Annotated in this window: 15 protein-coding genes and 1 tRNA gene; 8 read left to right on the plus strand and 8 right to left on the minus strand. The window is 66.3% G+C overall.

Features of this window, described 5'->3' with window-relative positions:
* Window positions 1–278 precede the first annotated feature (278 nt).
* From ABZX86_RS16590 to ABZX86_RS16610, 5 genes are all read left to right on the plus strand, one after another.
* On the plus strand, window positions 279–1,346 hold the full coding sequence (locus tag ABZX86_RS16590; protein ID WP_355124275.1) for a hypothetical protein: 1,068 nt from the start codon (window positions 279–281) through the stop codon (window positions 1,344–1,346).
* A gap of 205 nt (window positions 1,347–1,551) precedes the next feature.
* Window positions 1,552–3,054 carry an Hsp70 family protein gene (locus ABZX86_RS16595; protein WP_355124277.1) on the plus strand — a complete coding sequence of 501 codons (1,503 nt, stop codon included), beginning with the start codon at window positions 1,552–1,554 and terminating at the stop codon, window positions 3,052–3,054.
* A gap of 109 nt (window positions 3,055–3,163) precedes the next feature.
* The gene (locus ABZX86_RS16600; protein WP_327143632.1) at window positions 3,164–3,445 is read left to right on the plus strand and encodes a hypothetical protein; all 282 of its coding nucleotides are present in this window, start codon (window positions 3,164–3,166) and stop codon (window positions 3,443–3,445) included.
* Window positions 3,446–3,666: 221 nt separating this feature from the next.
* Window positions 3,667–4,737 (plus strand): ATP-grasp domain-containing protein, encoded by a 1,071-nt coding sequence (locus tag ABZX86_RS16605; RefSeq protein WP_355124279.1) that lies wholly within the window; start codon window positions 3,667–3,669, stop codon window positions 4,735–4,737.
* Window positions 4,738–4,879: 142 nt separating this feature from the next.
* On the plus strand, window positions 4,880–6,433 hold the full coding sequence (locus ABZX86_RS16610; protein ID WP_355124281.1) for an acyl-CoA carboxylase subunit beta: 1,554 nt from the start codon (window positions 4,880–4,882) through the stop codon (window positions 6,431–6,433).
* Window positions 6,434–6,555: 122 nt separating this feature from the next.
* Here ABZX86_RS16610 and ABZX86_RS16615 read toward each other — a convergent pair whose 3' ends face one another.
* From ABZX86_RS16615 to ABZX86_RS16635, 5 genes are all read right to left on the minus strand, one after another.
* Window positions 6,556–7,356 carry an alpha/beta hydrolase gene (locus tag ABZX86_RS16615; RefSeq protein ID WP_355124283.1) on the minus strand — a complete coding sequence of 267 codons (801 nt, stop codon included), beginning with the start codon at window positions 7,354–7,356 and terminating at the stop codon, window positions 6,556–6,558.
* A 76-nt stretch (window positions 7,357–7,432) separates the two neighbouring features.
* Complete coding sequence (locus ABZX86_RS16620) at window positions 7,433–7,831, minus strand: hypothetical protein (protein WP_355124285.1); 399 nt, start codon at window positions 7,829–7,831, stop codon at window positions 7,433–7,435.
* Window positions 7,832–7,924: 93 nt separating this feature from the next.
* Window positions 7,925–7,997, minus strand: a tRNA-Arg gene (locus ABZX86_RS16625).
* A gap of 86 nt (window positions 7,998–8,083) precedes the next feature.
* Window positions 8,084–8,998, minus strand: a complete 915-nt coding sequence (locus tag ABZX86_RS16630; protein ID WP_355124287.1) for a methyltransferase domain-containing protein — start codon at window positions 8,996–8,998, stop codon at window positions 8,084–8,086.
* Window positions 8,999–9,132: 134 nt separating this feature from the next.
* Window positions 9,133–10,602, minus strand: a complete 1,470-nt coding sequence (locus tag ABZX86_RS16635) for an NAD(P)/FAD-dependent oxidoreductase (RefSeq protein WP_355124289.1) — start codon at window positions 10,600–10,602, stop codon at window positions 9,133–9,135.
* 515 nt (window positions 10,603–11,117) lie between these two features.
* Here ABZX86_RS16635 and ABZX86_RS16640 point away from each other — a divergent pair.
* Together ABZX86_RS16640 and ABZX86_RS16645 are read left to right on the plus strand one after the other, a co-directional pair.
* Window positions 11,118–12,755 carry a long-chain fatty acid--CoA ligase gene (locus ABZX86_RS16640; protein WP_355124291.1) on the plus strand — a complete coding sequence of 546 codons (1,638 nt, stop codon included), beginning with the start codon at window positions 11,118–11,120 and terminating at the stop codon, window positions 12,753–12,755.
* Between the two features lie 152 nt (window positions 12,756–12,907).
* Window positions 12,908–14,527, plus strand: coding sequence for an acyl-CoA synthetase (locus ABZX86_RS16645; RefSeq protein ID WP_355124293.1), 1,620 nt, complete (start codon window positions 12,908–12,910; stop codon window positions 14,525–14,527).
* Between the two features lie 37 nt (window positions 14,528–14,564).
* Here the strand turns inward: ABZX86_RS16645 and ABZX86_RS16650 are convergent, their stop codons facing one another.
* Window positions 14,565–14,987, minus strand: a complete 423-nt coding sequence (locus tag ABZX86_RS16650) for an EF-hand domain-containing protein (protein WP_355124295.1) — start codon at window positions 14,985–14,987, stop codon at window positions 14,565–14,567.
* Between the two features lie 131 nt (window positions 14,988–15,118).
* On the opposite strand from ABZX86_RS16650, the gene ABZX86_RS16655 reads away from it, so the two are divergent.
* Entirely contained in the window at window positions 15,119–16,606 is a 1,488-nt protein-coding gene (locus tag ABZX86_RS16655; protein WP_355124297.1) for a protein kinase, read from the plus strand.
* A gap of 54 nt (window positions 16,607–16,660) precedes the next feature.
* On the opposite strand, the gene ABZX86_RS16660 is transcribed toward ABZX86_RS16655, so the two are convergent.
* Entirely contained in the window at window positions 16,661–17,056 is a 396-nt protein-coding gene (locus tag ABZX86_RS16660) for an SCO5389 family protein (RefSeq protein ID WP_327143649.1), read from the minus strand.
* A 57-nt stretch (window positions 17,057–17,113) separates the two neighbouring features.
* The gene (locus ABZX86_RS16665) at window positions 17,114–18,157 is read right to left on the minus strand and encodes a nitronate monooxygenase (RefSeq protein WP_355124299.1); all 1,044 of its coding nucleotides are present in this window, start codon (window positions 18,155–18,157) and stop codon (window positions 17,114–17,116) included.
* Window positions 18,158–18,252 lie beyond the last annotated feature (95 nt).

Here is an 18,252-nt window from a genome sequence, read left to right on the forward strand (position 1 = left end):
CGTCCGTGCTGGTCGGATCCGCCAGGTGCGCCGGGGTGTCCGTGTTCGCCGCCGCGGTTGCCGGGGCCGTTGTGCTCGCCGCCGCGGCCGCCGTCGTGGTCGCCGGGATTACGTTCCGGCCCAACCGGATTAGGATGGCCGGGGCGCCAGGAGTGCCGGCCTTCGGCGCCGTGCTCATCGATCCCGCCGCGTCCGTCGAACCCACCGCGCTGGTCGATTCCGCCGCGTCCGTCGAACCCACCACGCTGCTCGACCCCGCCACGTCCGTCGAAACCGCCATGCTGGTTGCCGCCGTGCTGGTCGATTACGCCGCGTCCGTCGAAGCCGCCGCGCTGGTCGATCCCGCCGTGCTCGTTGAAACCGCCGCGTCCTTCGAAGCCGCGCTCGCCGAAGCCTTCATGATTGCCGAATCCGTTGTGCTGGTTGAAATCACCGCGGTCGTTGAAGTCTCCGCGGTCGGCGAAACCGATGCCCTGGTTGAAGCCATCGTGTTCGTTGAAGGACTGCTGCTGGTCGAAAACGACGTTCTCGTTGAAGGTTTGGCTCTCGTTGACGGTGACGTTCTGGTCGAACCCGGTCTGCTGTTCGAAGCCCACTTGCTGGTCAAATCCGGTCTGCTGGTCGACCTCGGTGACGTTCTGGTCGAAGCCGATCTGCTGTTCGAAACCACTGATCTGCTGGTTGATTCCGCTGAACTGGTCGACGCCGCCGATCTGTTGCTCGAATCCGCTCACCTGCTGGTTGAAGTCGCTGACCTGCTGGTCGAAGCCGATCTGTTGCTCGAAACCGCTGACCTGCTGGTCGAAACCGCTGACCTGGTCGAAGCCGGACTGCTGTTCGAAACCGACCTGCTGGTTGAAGCCGTCATGCTCGTGGAAGTCTCGGTGGTCGCCGAATCCATTGTGCTGGTCGAAGTCTCGGTGCTCGTTGAAGTTGTTGTGCTCGTGGAGGGCGCCGGTTTCGCCGAAAGTGGTGTGCTGGCCGAAGTCGGCGCTTTCACGGAAGTCTGCGCTGTTGTCGAAACCTGCGTGCTGACCGAAGTTGTTGTGGTCGCGCGGTTCCGGGCGGGTGTCGAGGTGCTGGGATTCGCTGACGGTCTCGCTCTGGTACTCGGAGAAGCCGGTCTGGCCGGCGCTCTGGAAGACAGCCTGGTTGGCGGTCTGAACGTCGACGGTTTCGCCGATTCCCGCGTGCTGGTCGAACGCCGGGAACGAGCCGTGCGCGAGATTTACCGCCGCGGGTCCGGCGTGCTCCGAAACCGCTTCTTGCGCAGCCGCACCGATCGATCCGAGCTGGGGAATTCCGTTCATGTCAATTTCGACAGCCATTGCTGTTCCTCTGAGTAGCAGGGCGGCTTGTCTTCGCCGTTGGTAGAACGAGACGCTATGCCCGGAGTCTGGGAGCCAGTTGCCAGTGATCTGTGCTTTTGCCTGGGGTTTTCCAAGCTTCGGCCGACAGCCACCACACAGGAAGGGTGCAGCTCTTCACCAGCTTCGATCCCTAATCTGAATGAGCTGTCGAGTCGGACTACACGGAATGGAGAGCCGGTCCATGGCAAGGTCATCAGGTATCGGCGTAGGTATCGTCATCGGCTCGGATTCCTTTGTTTCCGCATTCACCGATCGCCCCGAGATCATTCGTACCCCCGCGGTCGTTCAGCTCGCCGACAATTCGCTTCCGCTGCTCGGCCGCCCGGCCGAGGAAGCGGATCGGGCGTACCCCGGCAGCGCCTTCCGCGACTTCACCTCCCGGGTGGGCGATCCGGTTCCGGTGGTGGCGCAGGGCGGTAGCCGCACCGGCGCGCAGCTGGTGGCCACCGCGATCAAATGCCTGCTCACCGCGAATGCGGCCCCGGCCTGCGTGGTCGCCCATCCCTCGGCCTGGACCGCACACGCGGTACGTGAGCTGGGATCCGCGCTGCGCACCGGCGGCAGCCGAGTCACTCTCGTGACGGAGGCCGAAGCCGCCTACACCGCACTGGCCGTCTCCCGCGAAATCCCTTCACACACAACAGTATTGCTGTGCGATGTGGGCAGCGCGACCTTCGATGTGGCGCTGGTGAGCTGGCCCGACGGCGGCAATGTCCGCGTCGACCGCCCGACCCGCACCAGCGAGTTCAGCGGCGATCTGGTCGATGCGCTGCTCGTCGAGCATGTACTCACCGAGCTGGCCGCGGCGAATCCGGGCTTCGATCCACGAGATCGCCGGAATTGGAACGGAATTCGCGCACTGCGTGCCCGCGCCCGCCTTGCCAAGGAGCGCCTGTCCCGCGATGTCTCCGCGGTGATCGAGGTGAATCTGCCCGGTATCCAAGAGAATCGGCGAATCGTGCGCTCAGAATTGGAGGCGCTGATCGCCGAACCGGTGGCGCGCGCCGTGCAGCGCATCGCGGACGCCGCGGATGCCGCCGTCCGCGCCGGTCGCGAGATCGACTCCGTCGTCCTGACCGGTGGTGGATCAGCGATACCCCTGCTCGCCGAACGCGTCTCCGCCACAATAGGTTTGCCGGTGATCAGCAGCGCCGAGTCCGCGCGCACGGTACTGCGCGGCGCCACCATGATCGCCTCCCGTCTCGCGGCGAAACTGCCGCCCGTCGCGGCGGCGCGCATCGCCTCGCCGCCTCCGGCTGCGGCGCGTATCGCCTCGCCGCCCCCCGCCGCCGCGCGTATCGAGCCGAACGCCGCACGTGTCGCGGCAGCACCTCCGGCGAAACGCGTTGCCCCGCCCGGCGCCGCTCGGGTACTGCCCCCTCCGGCCGCACGGGTGCTGCCGCCCGTCCCACGCCCGGCGGTCTTCGACAGCGGCCCTGCCGCAATCGAACTGCCCAGGGTCCCCGCTCCGCCGCGCACCCAAGCCGACCGTCCCGCCCCGCGCGGCCGCCGCGGCCCGGCCGCCTGGTTGATCGCCGCCGTCGCCGTCTTCACGGTCGCCGGCGGCGGGATCGCCATGGCGAGCGATCACGGTGGCTCGGCGGCCTCCGCGCCCGGCACGACCCAGGCGGCAGGCGCCCCGAGCCATCCTGTTTCGACTGCGAATACCGGTGGCAGACACTGACCGCGCTGGTTGGAATGTGCTGAGAGTCCGCTGTCATCCCTAGGTGCACGGCCGGTCCTGGGCTGCAATGGGTTCGCCACCATGGCACGTAAGCAGGAAGGACCAAGTTTTGAAACCAAAGCTCTTCACCACGTTGTTCGCCGCAGCGGCCGCCGGCGCCATGCTCGTAGTTCCGGCAATGGGCACCGCCGCCGCCGCGGCTCCGACGGCACACCAGTCTCCCTGGGACCACGACCGTGACGACAATGACTGGGGCGGCTTCAACCGTCCCGGCTGGGCAGACCCGAACGATCCCTGGCACAACGATTGGCACTGCGATCGGCACGGCCGCTGGCACGACCACGAGCGGGACCAGTGGGGCCACGATGACGGCCGCTGCCACGCCTGGTGATAGCCGGATCACGACAACCTGCGTGCCCGCCGACCGGTGGGCACGCAGTGTTTTTGCGCCCGATTCTCGCCGAAATGTGCGCGTCACCGAACCGGGATAGGGTCGCCCCACCACCGGATTGCGCGAAGGTTTCACCGCTCGGCCGCATGGAACAGGAGAGGAGCGTTGCTATAACGCTTCGTATTTGGCTGAGCAGTGCCGGGGCGGCAACCGCCCAGGTCATGCGCTTGCTGCGGGAGAACCCCGACGGGGTCGACGTCACCATGTACGCCAGCAATGTGGATCCGGGCGCGGCGGCGCTGTCGGTCTGCGATGTGCCGGCCGTCGAACCTCGCCACGTCGGCAATGACGAGTACGCGCAATTCGCGCTCGACTTCTGCCGGACCAACCACATCGATGTCCTCATACCGCCGCGCCGCCTCGACGCCCTCGCCGGGCACGCCGCGGATTTCGCGGCGGTCGGTACCAGCCTGATGTGCTCGCCGCTGTCCGCGGTGCAGGTGCTGACCAGTAAAACGCGCACCTATGAAGCCGCCAGTGCCGCAGGCATTCCGGTGCCGCCGTGGCGCGTGGTGTCCGATGCCGACGGATTGCGCGCGGCCGTCGCGGAATTGTCGGCAGGAGGCGAGACCGTCTGCATCAAGCCGAGCGGTGAGTATTCGGCCTTCGGCTTCCGAATCCTGGACGATCGCCCGCTCAGCATGGCCAGCCTGCTGGCTCCGCCCCGCCCGGTGGCCTCGGTCGACGCGGTGGCCGAGGCCCTGCAGCGCTCGGCGGAGGAGGGCGAACCGGAGTTCGAACTGCTCGTCATGCCGTACCTCGACGCCCCCGAGATCAGCATCGACTGCCTCTCGGCGCCGGGAGGCGAACTGCTGGTCGGCATTCCGCGTTCGAAGCAGGGCCGCTTCCGCATGCTGCTGGACAACCCGGAGGTGGTCGACATCGCCCGCCAACTCGTCCGGCATTTCGAACTCGCCTATCTGACCAATGTGCAATTGCGCTACCGCAATGGCGAACCGGTACTGCTGGAAGCCAATCCGCGCCCCTCGGCGGGACTGTTCCAAACGGCCTTCGCCGATGTGAACCTGCCGTGGGCTGCGGTCCGGCTACTGCTGCAGAGTGATTCGGGCTTGCGTAATCCGCCGCGCCTGGGCGCCTGCCTCGCGGTGGCGGAAGCGGTCATGGAGGTCGCTCCGCGCCCGATCGTTCCTGATGCATTACCTCCGCCCGCGTCACCGATTCGAGTACCGGAACCGGTGGCCGATTCGTGGAGCGCCGGTCTCGCGGTCTGAGCCACCTGGCATTGTGGGATTCGGGATGTGGGCCCCACCATGATTGTGATTCATCCCGTATATCTGATGCTGTGATGTGTTCTGTGTCGACACCGCTTAACGTCGCGAGAGCATAAGAGTTGGTTGGAAGGTGGCAGTTAGCGTGATCGGTACCCAGGCCAAGCTTGATGAGCTGGCCAAGATCCTGGCGATCGCCGCGGAACCGGCGGGCGAGGCCGCGATCGCCAAGCGGGCGAAGAAGGGCATTCCCAGCGTTCGCGAGCGCGTGCACATGCTGCTCGACCCCGGGACGTTCATCGAGACCAGTGCGCTGGCCCGCCAGCCCGGTCAGCCGGATGCGCTCTACGGTGACGGACTGGTCACCGGTCGCGGGACGATCGGCGGGCGTCCGGTGGTGGTGATCTCCCACGATCAGACCGTGTACGCCGGGACCGTCGGCGTCACCTCCGCCCAGAAGTTCATGCGGGCCTTGCAATTCGCGTTCGACAATGCGTGCCCCGTGGTGACGATCAACGATTCGGGCGGCGCCCGAATTCAGGACGCTGTGGGTTCCATCGCCTCGTTCGGCGATATTTCCCGGGTGCTGGAGAAACTGTCCGGCTACGTGCCGCAGGTCTCGATCATTCTCGGCAAATGCGCGGCGGGATCGGTCTACGGGCCCATCAATACCGATGTGCTCATCGGCACCAAAGACTCCTACATGTTCGTCACCGGGCCGGATGTGATCAAGGCCGTCAACGGTGAGGACGTCAGCGCCGAGGAGCTCGGCGGCGCGGAGGTGCAGGCCAAACGCGGCACCCTGCATCACGTGGCCGAGACCGAGCAGGAGGCCTACGACTGGGCCCGCAATTACCTGAGCTATATGCCGACGAGCTGCGTCGAACAGCCGCCGATCGTGAATCCGGGCCTGGAACCGGAGATCACGGACTCCGACCGCGAGCTCGACAAGATCATCCCGGACTCCGATCGCGCCGGTTACGACATGCACGAGATCCTGCTGCGGCTCTTCGACGACGGTGAGTTCCACGAGGTCCGCGAGAAATTCGCGCAGAATCTGATCACGGGGTTCGCCAGGGTCGACGGTCGCCCCGTCGGTGTGATCGCCAGCCAGCCGCTGGTGCTCGGCGGTTCCATCGACGCCGCCTGCTCGGACAAGTCGACCTACTTCATCCGGCTCTGCGACGCATTCAACATTCCCCTCATCTTCGTCGTCGATACCCCGGGCGTGCTGCCGGGCCTCGTGGAGGAAGCCAACGGCGTGATCATTCGCGGTGGTCGTGTCCCGCGCGCGATCATCGAGGCGACAGTGCCGATCATCAACCTGGTGGTGCGCAAGTCCTACGGCGGCGCGTACGGGATGATGGGCGCCCGTCAGGTCGGCGCCGATATCAGCTTCGCCTGGCCGACAGCCCGCATCGCGGTGATCGGCGCCGAAAGCGCGGTCGACCTCATCGGCAAACGGCAATTGGCCGCCGTGGCCGAGGAACATCGAGCGGCCGCGCGCGAATTCATGATCAACCAGTACAACGCGACAATGGCCACCCCGTGGGTCGCCGCCGAGCGCGGATACATCGACGCCGTCATCGAACCGGCGCGCACCCGCCTGGAGATCCGCCAAGCCCTCCGCCTGCTGCGCGACAAATCACCGGTCAAGCCGGAGTTCAACCCCCGCAAGCACTCGATCTACCCGATGTAGTTCGGTTCCTGATTGCGCCCTCCGCGGATCGGCCAACCCTGAGTTGGCAACCCGCGGAGGGCCTTTCGCGTACTGGATAAGCTTCATCACTGTCCTGCCGCGGTTCGCCACCCCGTGCGACGTTAAACGGTCAGTGCGAACTCCTGTAGGTCGTGATTGAGCTGTTCACGGTGTGAGAGATGCAGCATGTGCGAGGCGTTCTCGTAGACGACGAGTTTGCTGTCGGGGATCAGGTCGGCCGAGCGCTGCCCACTGATCTCCAGCGGGGCGAAGGCGTCGTGGTCGCCGTGCAGGATCAATGCGGGGACACCGATCCGGCTCGCCTCGGTCCGGAAGTCGGCCGCCAGATTGATGCGGTTGCATTCCACCGCGGCGTGCAGGGATACCCGCATCCAGTCCCGGATGGTGGCCTCCTTCTCGAGGTGCGGGATATGGCAGCCGGGCAGATCGTCTCCGAAGGACAGTCCGGCATTGTCGGTCACCCACTGGGCATAGCCGGTGCGGAGTTGGTCCAGCAGTGCCGTCGCGATCCGCGGGTCGATGCCGAGGTGTGGGGCGGTGGCGCCGACGAGCGCGATGCGGGCAATGCGGTCGCTGCCGTGGCGGGCCAGGTACCGGATCACCTCGCCGCCGCCCATCGAGTGCCCGACCAGTGTTACGCCGGTCAGCTCCAGCCGGTCCAGCAGTGCGGCCAGATCGTCTGCGAGAGTGTCGAATTCGTATCCGGTGCCCGGATCGTCGGATCTGCCGTGCCCACGGCGATCGTAGGCGACGGCGCGGTGCCCGCGTGCGGCCAGATGCAACATCTGGTGCTGCCACATATCGCTGCTCATCAGCATGCTGTGCACGAAAACGACGGGGCTGCCGCTGCCGTAGTCACGGTAGAAGAGTTCGGTTCCATCCGGTGCGGAGAAGTACGACATGTCGAATCCCAATTCTGTGAAAGCGTCTTATTACAAAGAGGTTTGGCGCAGTGCGGCGGGAGTGACCCGGCGTCGGCTACTGAACGGCCAGTGCTTGTACGGTGATCTGGTAGTCCTCGCGGATTCTTCCGTCGCTGTCGAGCAGCAGGAACACGCGTGCAGCCCAGGCGATTTCGCCCGTATCGGGGGTCGCCAATTGCAGGGTGAACAGGACCAGGTCGCCATGGCGGCGGGCATCAGCGGCGTTGACTGCGCGGTACCGGCCACTGGCGACGAATGCGTTGTGCGCCTCGGCAACTCGAGCATCGAGCTCGTCGAGCCCGGCGAAGTGGGCGCCCTCGACGTACTCCACGCCGCCGGCGGACCACAGCGCGGCGATGGCCCGGCGCCGCAGTTCGGCGTCCGGCTCGTTCCAGAGCGTGGTGTAGTCCTCGACGAGGACGGTGTGGTCGAGAGAAGCCGTTGTGTTTGTCATGCCATGACGATCGGCGCTGCCACTACAGGACAGTCAAGCCCGATGCGCGGGAAAACTCTCCCGTAGCGGGAGACTCCGCAGAGCCGGCAACTGTGCCCTCGGCAGGATTCGAACCTGCGACCTACCCTTTAGGAGAGGGTTGCTCTATCCCCTGAGCTACGAAGGCTGAACCGGTGGCGCTGGGCCGACCTGAACGTCGGGGAGTCTACCTGGTTGGGGCTCGGGGGACAGCATCCCAGGGGTCGGGCGGGGTCAGGGTTTGGTGGCGACGGCGATGATGTAGTCGGCCCAGGGGCCCCAGGCGAGCAGGCCGGGGCGGCTGAAGGTGGCGCGCAGAACCGGGTTGACGCGGCGCATGTCGGGGTCGCGGAGGCGTTTGCTCAGGTAGGTGGCCAGGGGTGAATAGACGTCGCGGCGAATCGAATACACGCTGACATTCTCGAAACCGGCGGCGGTGAGCGCCTTTCGGTAGCGGGGGAGGTCGTAGGCGGTGCGTTCGGCGCCGGGGCGGTCGGAGGCGCGGATCATCAGATCGGTGACGGGGCCGGGGCGCACGGTGATGTCGGCGGTCACCAGTTTGCCGCCGGGCTGCAGGACGCGGTACGCCTCGGCGAAGAAGCGGTCGTAGGAGGGGAAGTGGAAGGCCGACTCCAGGGCGGTGACCTTGGTGCAGGAGGCGTCGGCGCGCGGCAGGTCGATGGCGGAACCGTATTCGAAGCGAATCCGGTCGGAGAGACCGAGTTCGGCGGCGCGCCGGGTGGCGATCTCGATCTGTTCGGTGGCGATATTCATGCCGATGATTTCCTTGGGGCCGAATTCGCGCGCCCACAGGAAATCCTGGTCGCCGTAACCGAATCCGACATCCAGCTGTACATCGTCCGGTCCGAGTTCGGCCTCCCGGGCGACCAGCCGGGCCAGATCGCGGCTGGCCGCGTCGAGACTCTCGGGGCGATCGCGCCAGTAGCCGAGATTGATGAAGAGCGAATCCTCGCCGAAGAGGTTCTGCGGGCCGACGATGTCGTAGACGCGGCCGACCCGGCGGCCTGGCGGCAGGAACGGCACCCTGGCCCACTCCAGGCATTCCCGCGCCCAGCGGGCCGTGCGGTCGGGCAGGGTTTCGACCGGGATGGCGGCGGTGGACTGTGCGGGCGAAGAAGGCAGCGTCATTGAGACCCTCCGAAAGCTCGGATACGCCCTGGCGTTGTCGCCTGTGTCTCAGACGATCAATTGCCGGAGTGATGACAGTCTCAGACAGTTGAGCGGGGGAGTCAAGGGTCCGCGCACACCGCCGCCGCCGCGTATCACCGCCGTCCGGACTGCGTCTCCTCGTAGTCGGAGGGCTTGAATGTATTTGTCTTCCAACGGAACAGCACCGTCGCACCGGGCCAGTTATTGGTGATGCGCCCGGACGCATTGCGGTACCAGCTGGAGCAGAAGTTCCACGGAGTGTCCTTCAAGCGGCGTTGCAGCCAGTCGTCCCAGGACTGTTCGACCTCGGCGCGCGCGGACAGAAATGTCCCGGGCTTGGGCGCCAGGTACTCCACCACCTGGCGGATGTACCGGGCCTGCGACTCCAGCATGTAGATGATCGAACCCGAGCCGACATTGGTGTTCGGCCCGTACATCATGAACAGATTGGGGAAGTCCGGCACTGAGATGCCGAGGTATGCGCGGGCGCCCTCCGCCGACCACGCATCGGCCAGCTTGCGACCGCCCACGCCGTAAATATTCATGGGCGCAAGGAATTCCGTGCCCTTGAAGCCGGTGCCGTAGACGATCACGTCGACCGGATGCTCCACGCCGTCGGCGGTGCGAATGCCGGTGGGGGTGACCGCCTCGATGGCGGTGGTCTCCACGGTCACATTGTCCCGGCCGAGCGCGGGCATGTACTCGTTGGAGAACAGGCCGCGTTTACAGCCGGCCGCGTAATCGGGAGTCAGCTTGGCGCGCAAGGCCGGATCGGGCACCTGCTTCTCGCGATGCCGATCGGCCAGCGCGATCACCGGCGCCTTCATGGCGGGGATATCGGTGAGCGCCAAGGCGAGCACCTCGAAGAGCGACCAGATCGCGAAGCGTTCCGCCATGCGCGTGATCGGCACGTGTTTGAACAGGGCCTTGTGCATCGCGCTGTACTCGGTGTCGAACTTGGGCAGCACCCAGGCGGCCGAACGCTGGAACAGCGTCAGATGTGCGGCAAGCGGGACGATCGCCGGAATGTATTGAATGGCAGAGGCTCCCGTGCCGATGCATGCCACACGTTTGCCGGTGAGGTCGACCGAATGATCCCACTGGGCGGAATGGAACGCGGCGCCGGTGAAACTGTCGATGCCGGGCAGGTTCGGCATGGCCGGGCGCGAGAGCTGCCCCACCGCCGGGATGAGGATATCGGCGATATGGGTGACGCCGTCGGTGGTGCGCACCCGCCAAATCCCGGCCTGCTCATCGAATTCCGCCTCGTCGACCTCGACGCCGAACTCGATCTTCGCAGGCAGGTCGTGTTTCTCCGCGACCGTGCGCATGTAGTTGTGGATATCGGCCTGATGCGAAAACCGGCGCGGCCAATCGGATTTCGGCTCGAAGGACCAGGAGTACAGCGGTGACGGGACATCGCAGGCCGCGCCCGGATAGGTGTTCTCGCGCCACACGCCGCCCAGATCGGCCGCCTTCTCCAGGATGGTGAAGTTGGACAGCCCGTGGCGCTGCAGCTCCAGCGCCATGCCGAGGCCGGCGAATCCGGCGCCGATGATCAGGATGGACGGCTCACGATTCATAGTTCGACAGTAGAGGTATCAGCGCTGGTCAGTAAGGCATACCCGGACACTCAATCGGTATTTTCGGCCATTTTGGCAGGGTTGGACACCGGCGGGGTAACTCGCGCCGGTGCGAGTGCGGCTCGCAGGAAAGCTTCTGAGACGGTGATCGCCGCCTGACCTGCACCGCCGCACCCCGACTGGACAGCCCGCTGTCCCACTCCCTATATTCACGGAAGATCCTACTCCAATTTGCTTGTCCTGGTTAGTGATTGGCTATTCAGCGGCGCCGCAGGGGGCGTCGTTGCGACACCGGTCTTTTCCAGGACTTCGAGGCCGGCTGGTTGCCGCACAGGCGGTGGCGGGTCGGCGACAAGAACTGCGGGCGGCGAGAGTGGGGTTCGCCGCCCGCAGTTTCTTTTGCGGGCAGGTTGCCCTCAGTTGGTGCCCATCCCGGCCATGTCCGAATTCAGCTATTCTGCCGAGACGTGACTCAGTTCACTCGCACGTAGGGACATGTAGGGAGCGGTTGGGAAATGTTGAGCACCATGCAGGACGAGCAGCTGTCTCTCGCGACACTGCTGCGGTACGCCTCCACCTTCCAGGGCGACAGCACCGTGTCCACCTGGACCGGGGACGGGATTCGCACCCAGACTTACCGGGAGGTCGGCGCGGATGCGGCCCGCCTCGCCAATGCCCTGCGTGACCTGGGCATCGGCGAAGGCGACCGGGTCGGCACCTTCATGTGGAACAACAACGAGCACATGGTCGCGTACGTCGCCATCCCCGCCATGGGAGCGGTGCTGCACGCCCTGAACATTCGGTTGTTCCCCGAGCAGCTGGTGTACGTGGCCAATCACGCCGAGGACCAGGTGGTCATCGTCGACGGTTCGCTGCTGCCGATGTTCGCGCAGTATCTGCCGAATCTGAAGACGGTCCGGCACGTCATCGTCGCCAATGGCGATGCCGCCGCACTCACCGCGCCCGAGGGCGTGCAGGTGCACTCCTACGCCGAACTGCTTGCGGCACAGCCGGACACCTTCGACTTCCCGATCGTGGACGAGCGTTCCGCGGCGGGCATGTGCTACACCTCCGGCACCACGGGCGACCCCAAGGGCGTCGTGTATTCGCACCGGTCCAACTACCTGCACGCCATGCAGGTCATCTCGCCCAACGGTATGGGCTTCGACAATTCCGACACCGTGCTCGCCATCGTGCCGCTGTTCCACGCCAATGCCTGGGGCATTCCGTACGCGGCGCTGATGTCGGGCGCGAATGTGCTCATGCCCGACCGGTTCCTGCAGCCCGCACCGCTGCTGGAGATGATGGCGGTGGCCAAGCCGACCTTCGCGGCGGCCGTGCCGACCATCTGGGGCGGTGTGCTGGCCGGATTGCAGGCCGCGCCGCAGGACATCTCGCATCTGCGCACCTGTGTGGTGGGTGGCGCCGCGGTGCCGCCGTCCATGATGCGGGCCTTCCAGGAGCGGCACGGGGTCAAGCTGCTGCACGCCTGGGGCATGACCGAGACCTCTCCGCTCGGGTCGGTGGCGCATCCGCCCGCCGGTGTCGAGGGCGAGGAAGAGTGGGCCTACCGCTACACGCAGGGCCGCTTCCCGGCGGGCGTGCAGGCGCGTCTGGTCGCCGACGACGGGACCGTGGTGGCCAATGACGGGCAGGCGCTCGGTGAGCTCGAGGTGAAGGGGCCGTGGATCACCGGGGCGTACTACTCGCCGACCGGCGCCGAGGTCGATCCGGAGAAGTTCCACGACGGCTGGCTGCGTACCGGCGATGTCGGCAAGATCAGCGCCAATGGGTATCTGACGCTGGTGGACCGGTCCAAGGATGTCATCAAGTCCGGCGGTGAGTGGATCTCCTCGGTGGATCTGGAGAACGCGGTGGTGGGTCACCCCGCCGTCGCGGAGGCCGCGGTCATCGGCGTTCCGGACGAGAAGTGGGATGAGCGTCCCCTCGTCGCGGTGGTGCTGGCCGAGGGCGCCGAGGTGAAACCCGAAGAGCTGCGCGACTTCCTGTCCGACAAGTTCGCCAAGTGGCAGCTGCCGGAGCACTGGGCCTTCATCGACGAGGTGCCCAAGACCAGTGTCGGCAAGTTCGACAAGAAGCGGCTGCGGGCGCAGTACGCCGATGGTGCGCTGACGGTCACCACGCTGTCCTGATGCTGTGACGACGGTGCCCCGCCTCCCGGTTCCGGGGAGGCGGGGCACCGCGCGTTCGGCCGGTTGTCCCTCTGGCGCGGGTACGCCCGTACCGTTAGTTTGAGGGCGGATGCCTGCAGTGGGGCGGGCACAGTGGTGATCGGGGCGCTTGTATGACACTCGGACTGATTCGTTCGCTCGGGGAGCGGGCGTATTTGGAGCTCGAGTCCGCCCGGTTGGCCTTGGGTGCGGGGCTGGTGCGGATCGAATCGCCGACCGTGCTCTTGTCTGCGGCCAACTCGCTCCTGCGCTACGGCACCCTCGCGGCCGGACTGCGGCTGTCGGCCGCCCGGTACGGCGACCGGACGGCACTGATCGACGAGCTCGGCTCACTCACCTTCGCCGAGTTGGAGGACCGGTCCAACCGGCTCGCCAATGCCTGGCGCGAGCGCGGGCTGAAACCCCGTGAGGGCGTTGCCATTCTGGCGCGCAATCACCGCGGGATCGTGGATGCGATATTCGCCGCGGCCAAGTGCGGCGCGAAAATCATTCTGCTCAATACGGACTTCGCGGGGCCGCAGATTCGGGACGTGGCCACCCGGGAGGGCACCGATCTGCTCGTCTACGACGAGGAGTACGCCGGCATGCTGGACGGGGTCTCCCCGCACCGGGGCAGTTATCGGGCATGGACGGAGTCGCCCCGCGAAGACAGCCTGGAGGCACTCATCGCCGCCGGCTCGCCGGATGCGCCGCCGTCGCCGGGAGTCGAGCCCAAGATCATTCTGCTGACCAGCGGCACCACCGGCACTCCGAAGGGTGCGCCGCGTGCGGAGCCGAAATCCCTTGCCTCACTGGGTGGCCTGCTCTCCAAGGTCCCGTTCCGGTCGGGCGAGGTGACCGAATGCTGCGCGCCCATGTTCCATACGCTCGGATTCGCCTGCGGCATGCTGACTCTCGGCTTCGGATCCACCCTCGTGATCCGGCGGCGCTTCGACCCGCAGGTCGCCATCGACAGTGTGGCGCGCCATCATGCCAGCACGATGATCGTGGTGCCGGTCATGCTGTCCCGCATGGTGGATCTGGGCGGCAAGGGTGTCACCGGGCGTGATCTGTCCGCACTGCGCATTGTCTTCGTGGCGGGGTCGCAGCTCGGCGCGCAGTTGTGCCGTGAGGTGACCGCCACCTTCGGTCCGGTCGTCTACAACCTGTACGGGTCGACGGAGGTCGCCTACGCGACCATCGCCACGCCTGAAGATCTGGCGGTGGAACCCGGCTGCGTCGGCCGCCCGGTGCTGGGTGCGCGCGTGGAAATCCTTGATACGGAGGGAAAGTCCGTGCCGGTGGGGGAGACCGGTCGCATCTTCGTCGGCAATGTGATCCAGTTCGAGGGGTACACCGGCGGCGGGCACAAGGAGATCATCCGGGGCCTGATGTCCTCGGGCGATGTCGGCCACTTCGACAGTGCCGGAAGGCTTTTCATTGACGGCCGGGATGACGACATGATCGTCTCCGGTGGGGAGAACGTCTTCCCCGCCGAGGTGGAGGAGTTGCTCTACACGCACGTCGCCGTCCGCGAAGTCGCCGTGATCGGCGTTCCGGACGAGCAATTCGGTTCTCGTCTCAAGGCTTTCGTCGTGGTTCACGACGGGCAGGTCTTCAGCGAGGTCGAGGTGAAGGACTTCGTGAAGTCGAATCTGGCGCGGTACAAGGTGCCGCGCGAGGTGGTGTTCCTCGAGGAGCTGCCGCGCAATCCCACCGGCAAGGTGTTGAAGCGGAAGCTCCAGGAGGCATAACCACGGGCTGTTGTCGCAACCTGCCGGCGGGGCTGTCTCAGCCCGCCAGCAGGGCCAGGAGTGCGGCGAATTCGGCCCGGGACAGGTAGCCGTCCCCGTCCAGATCCGCCTCGGCGATCAATGCGGCGGCCGAATCGTCGCTCAGTTCGGGGCAGGTGCGGAGCAGCGATTCCAGCTCCTCCAGTTCGATCAGCTCGTTGCGATTCACATCGAACGTCTCGAAAGCCGCGTCCGCATCGGTGATCTCGACGGTCCGGCCGATCCTGGCCGCCTCGAACTCGGCGCGCGAGATCAGCCAGTCCCCGTCGGTATCGGCCGCGGCTACCAGTCGCCCCACCGCATCGGCGTCGATATCCAGGCCCAAGGCCTCGATTCCGGCGAGGATGTCGCCGCTCGAGATCAACCCGTCGCCGTCCTGATCCCACAGGTCGAAAGTGTCGGTCGGCTCATCGGTCGCCACGGCTGCTCCTAGGAATGCTGTTTTCCGCTGTCCGGCTGCAGGATTGCGCACTCGGTGAGCAGCGGTCAAGGCCACGCGGGAATCGGCGCCGGATGGTCGTATGCTGAGCGCCTTGCGCATGGCAGGGATCGATGGGAGGACATGTGCCGGGAGAAGCCACACTGGGTCACTACCGACTCCGGAAGTTGCTCGGGCGGGGCGGCATGGGGCAGGTATGGCTGGCGGAGGACACTCGCATGGGGCGCGATGTGGCCCTCAAAGTACTACCGCCGGAACTGGTCGAGGACGAGGACTATCAGCGGCGGTTCCAGCGGGAGGGACGGCTCGCCGCCCGGCTGCGCGGACCGCATATCGTTCCCATCCACAATTTCGGTGAACTCGATGGGCGGCTGTTCATCGATATGGAACTGGTGGACGGCTTCGATCTCGGCCGGACCCTGGAGGCCGACGGAGCGCTGTCGCCCACGGCCGCAGTCGATGTCGTCGCGCAGGTCGCCGAGGCCCTCGATGTCGCGCATGCCGCCGGGCTGATCCACCGGGATGTGAAGCCCTCCAATGTGCTGATGCTGGAGAGCGGATTCGCCTACCTGATCGACTTCGGCATCGCGCGCGGCGTCGGCTCGACCACCCTGACCGCCGTCGGCGCCGCCATCGGGACCTGGTCCTATATGGCGCCCGAACGATTCTCCGGCGCAGAGGATCTGCGCTCGGATGTGTATTCGCTGGCCTGCGTGCTCTTCGAATGCCTCACCGGGAACCGCCCCTACGGCAACACCAGCCCGCCGCAGCAGATGGCCGCGCACCTCACGGCCCCTGCGCCCCGCGCGAGTGCGCACAATCCCGCGGTGCCAACGGCTTTGGACCAGGTGATCGCCTGCGGGATGGAGAAGGATCCGGGACTGCGCTACGCGAGTGCGGGCGCGCTGGCCGCGGCCGCCCGTGCGGCGGTGTCACCGCCGAGCCCGCCACCGCCGAACATCTCCGCGCCGCGTGCCTCGCCGACTGTGCGCTGGGGGACGAGCGAGGGCTACCCCCGAGTGGAATCCGGTGCGCCCCAGGCGGGCTACGCACAGCCGCAGCAGGGATATGCGCCGCAGTGGCAGGGCGAGATGCCGCAGTGGCAAGCGGAGGTACCGGCGCGGCAGGGCTATGCGACGTCCTACCGGAGCGCACCGGCGCACCAGGTCCAGCCGCCACCGGTGCAGGGGTATTCACCTGCGGGACAGGGATATCCGGGTGGGACGGGTTATCGGCCCACGTCGGGGCCGGGATACACGACGCAGGGACACTCCCGGCTGTCCACTGCGGCTGTGCCGCCGGTTGCTTCGTATCCGCCGTATTCGCCGGCTGCTCAGTACACGGACGAACGGCTGTCGAATGCGACGGGTGTGGATTCGGGCAAGCCCAGGATCGGCGTGGGCCGAGTGGCATGGTGGATCGTATTGTTCGTGCTCGTCATGTTTTTCGGGATGATGACGGTGGTGGGCATCATCATCTCCTTCACCGACCCGAAATTCGACGGGGGAGAGATCCTCATCGCGGCGGTGCTTTTCGACCTGCCGTTCGCGGTCTTCGTCTATCTGTTCGCTGTCGAGATCAAGAAGTTCCGGAAACGGTGAGCCGCGCGCATCGGCGCGGCCGGGGTTGCCGGTCGCGCCGATGCGGGGTTGCGCTCAGCAGTTACGTAGTTCGGGGCTCTGGTTGAGGAGCTGGGCGCGGGTGGAGATGAAGGTGCTGTAGGTGTCGCCGCCGACGGCGGCGAGCGGGAACGCTGCCACGCGATGGCAGTTCTGGAAAGCGAGCTTCACGCCGAAATGCCGTTCCAGCCCACCGCGAATGGCGTCGGAGGCCATGGCGCGCAGCAACTGGCCGCGTGCCACTTCGTCCGGCGGTGGAATGACATTGTCCGCGTATTCCTCGGCAGCACCGGAATGCAGGTCGGCAGCGACTCGGCTGACGACCTCGTAGGCGTAGGGCAGCGAAGTCCGAACACATTCGACGAACTCTTCGTCGCTGACTTCACCGCGTTCGGCGCGCTCGAGCAGTGCGGTGGGTACGTCGAGTGACATATCGCTCTCCTCATGGGATGGCGGATGGTGTCAGCCGATTCTAGATGAAAAAGGTTGTCAACAACCCTGGATTCGAATCGAAAGTGCCTTGTTCAGAGCGGTTTTCGCATCCTCGGACAGTTGCCGCACCAGCTCGCCGGCCGGTAGCTCGGCCGCCAGCGAATGTGCCTGACCTGCCCAGAGATTCACTTCGTCGGCATTGCCCGAGGCGCGGGCGGCCGCGCGCAAAGGACCGGTGGCGTAATGGATTTCCGGATAGGCCGAGGGTGCGTCCAGGTGGTCGAGCATGAATTGATTGCGCAATCCGCGGGCGCGGCGGCCGGTGAAGGCGCGCGTGAGCATGGTCGGGGTGTCGAGGGTGACGGCATCGCGGATCAGCGGAGCGGTGCCCGCCTCGTCGGTGCGCAGGAATGCGGTGCCGATCTGCGCGGCGGCGGCCCCGGCGACCAGCGCCGCCGCCACGGCCGCACCCGTGGCGATGCCGCCCGAGGCGACCAGGGGCAGGTCCACGGCGGCCCGCAGCAGCTGCAGCAGTGTCAGCAGCCCCAGCGGATCGGCGGTGTCGTCCTCCGGCCGGTCGGCGAAGCTGCCGCGGTGCCCGCCCGCCTCCGCACCCTGGGCGATCAGCACATCGGCCCCGACCTCGGCGGCGATGCACGCCTCGGCGACCGAGGTGACGGTGACCCACACCTCCGATCCGGCCTCGTGCAGTCGCGCGATCTCCTCGCCCGAGGGGCAACCGAAGGTGCACGACACGACCCGCACCGGATCGGTGATCAGCAGATCGAGCTTCGCGGCCCAGGCGTCGGTGTCGAATCTTGGCTCACCGATGGGGAATTCGCGGGCGAGGAGATCAACGTAGTCGCCGAAACTGGTCACAGGACTAGGTGCGGACGGGTAAAACAGATTCACACCGAATGCCGCGGAGGTGAGGGTGCGTGTCAGTTTTATCCGCCCACCGAGATCGTCCGCGCCGAGATATCCGGCGGCCAGGAATCCCAGTCCGCCCGCGTCGGAGACCGCAGCGGTCAATTCGGGTGTGGACGGTCCGCCCGCCATCGGGGCGAGCACGATCGGCGTATTCAGCTCGTCTAGAAGCACGCCCACAAGTGTGCGCCCCCGCCCCTTATTCGTGATCTACCGGTGGGCAGTGCCACCTGGGATTTTCGAACGCAAGGTTGCGGAATGGTCACGGG

The sequence above is a fragment of the Nocardia sp. NPDC006630 genome, from assembly GCF_040611495.1.
Lineage (GTDB): Bacteria > Actinomycetota > Actinomycetes > Mycobacteriales > Mycobacteriaceae > Nocardia.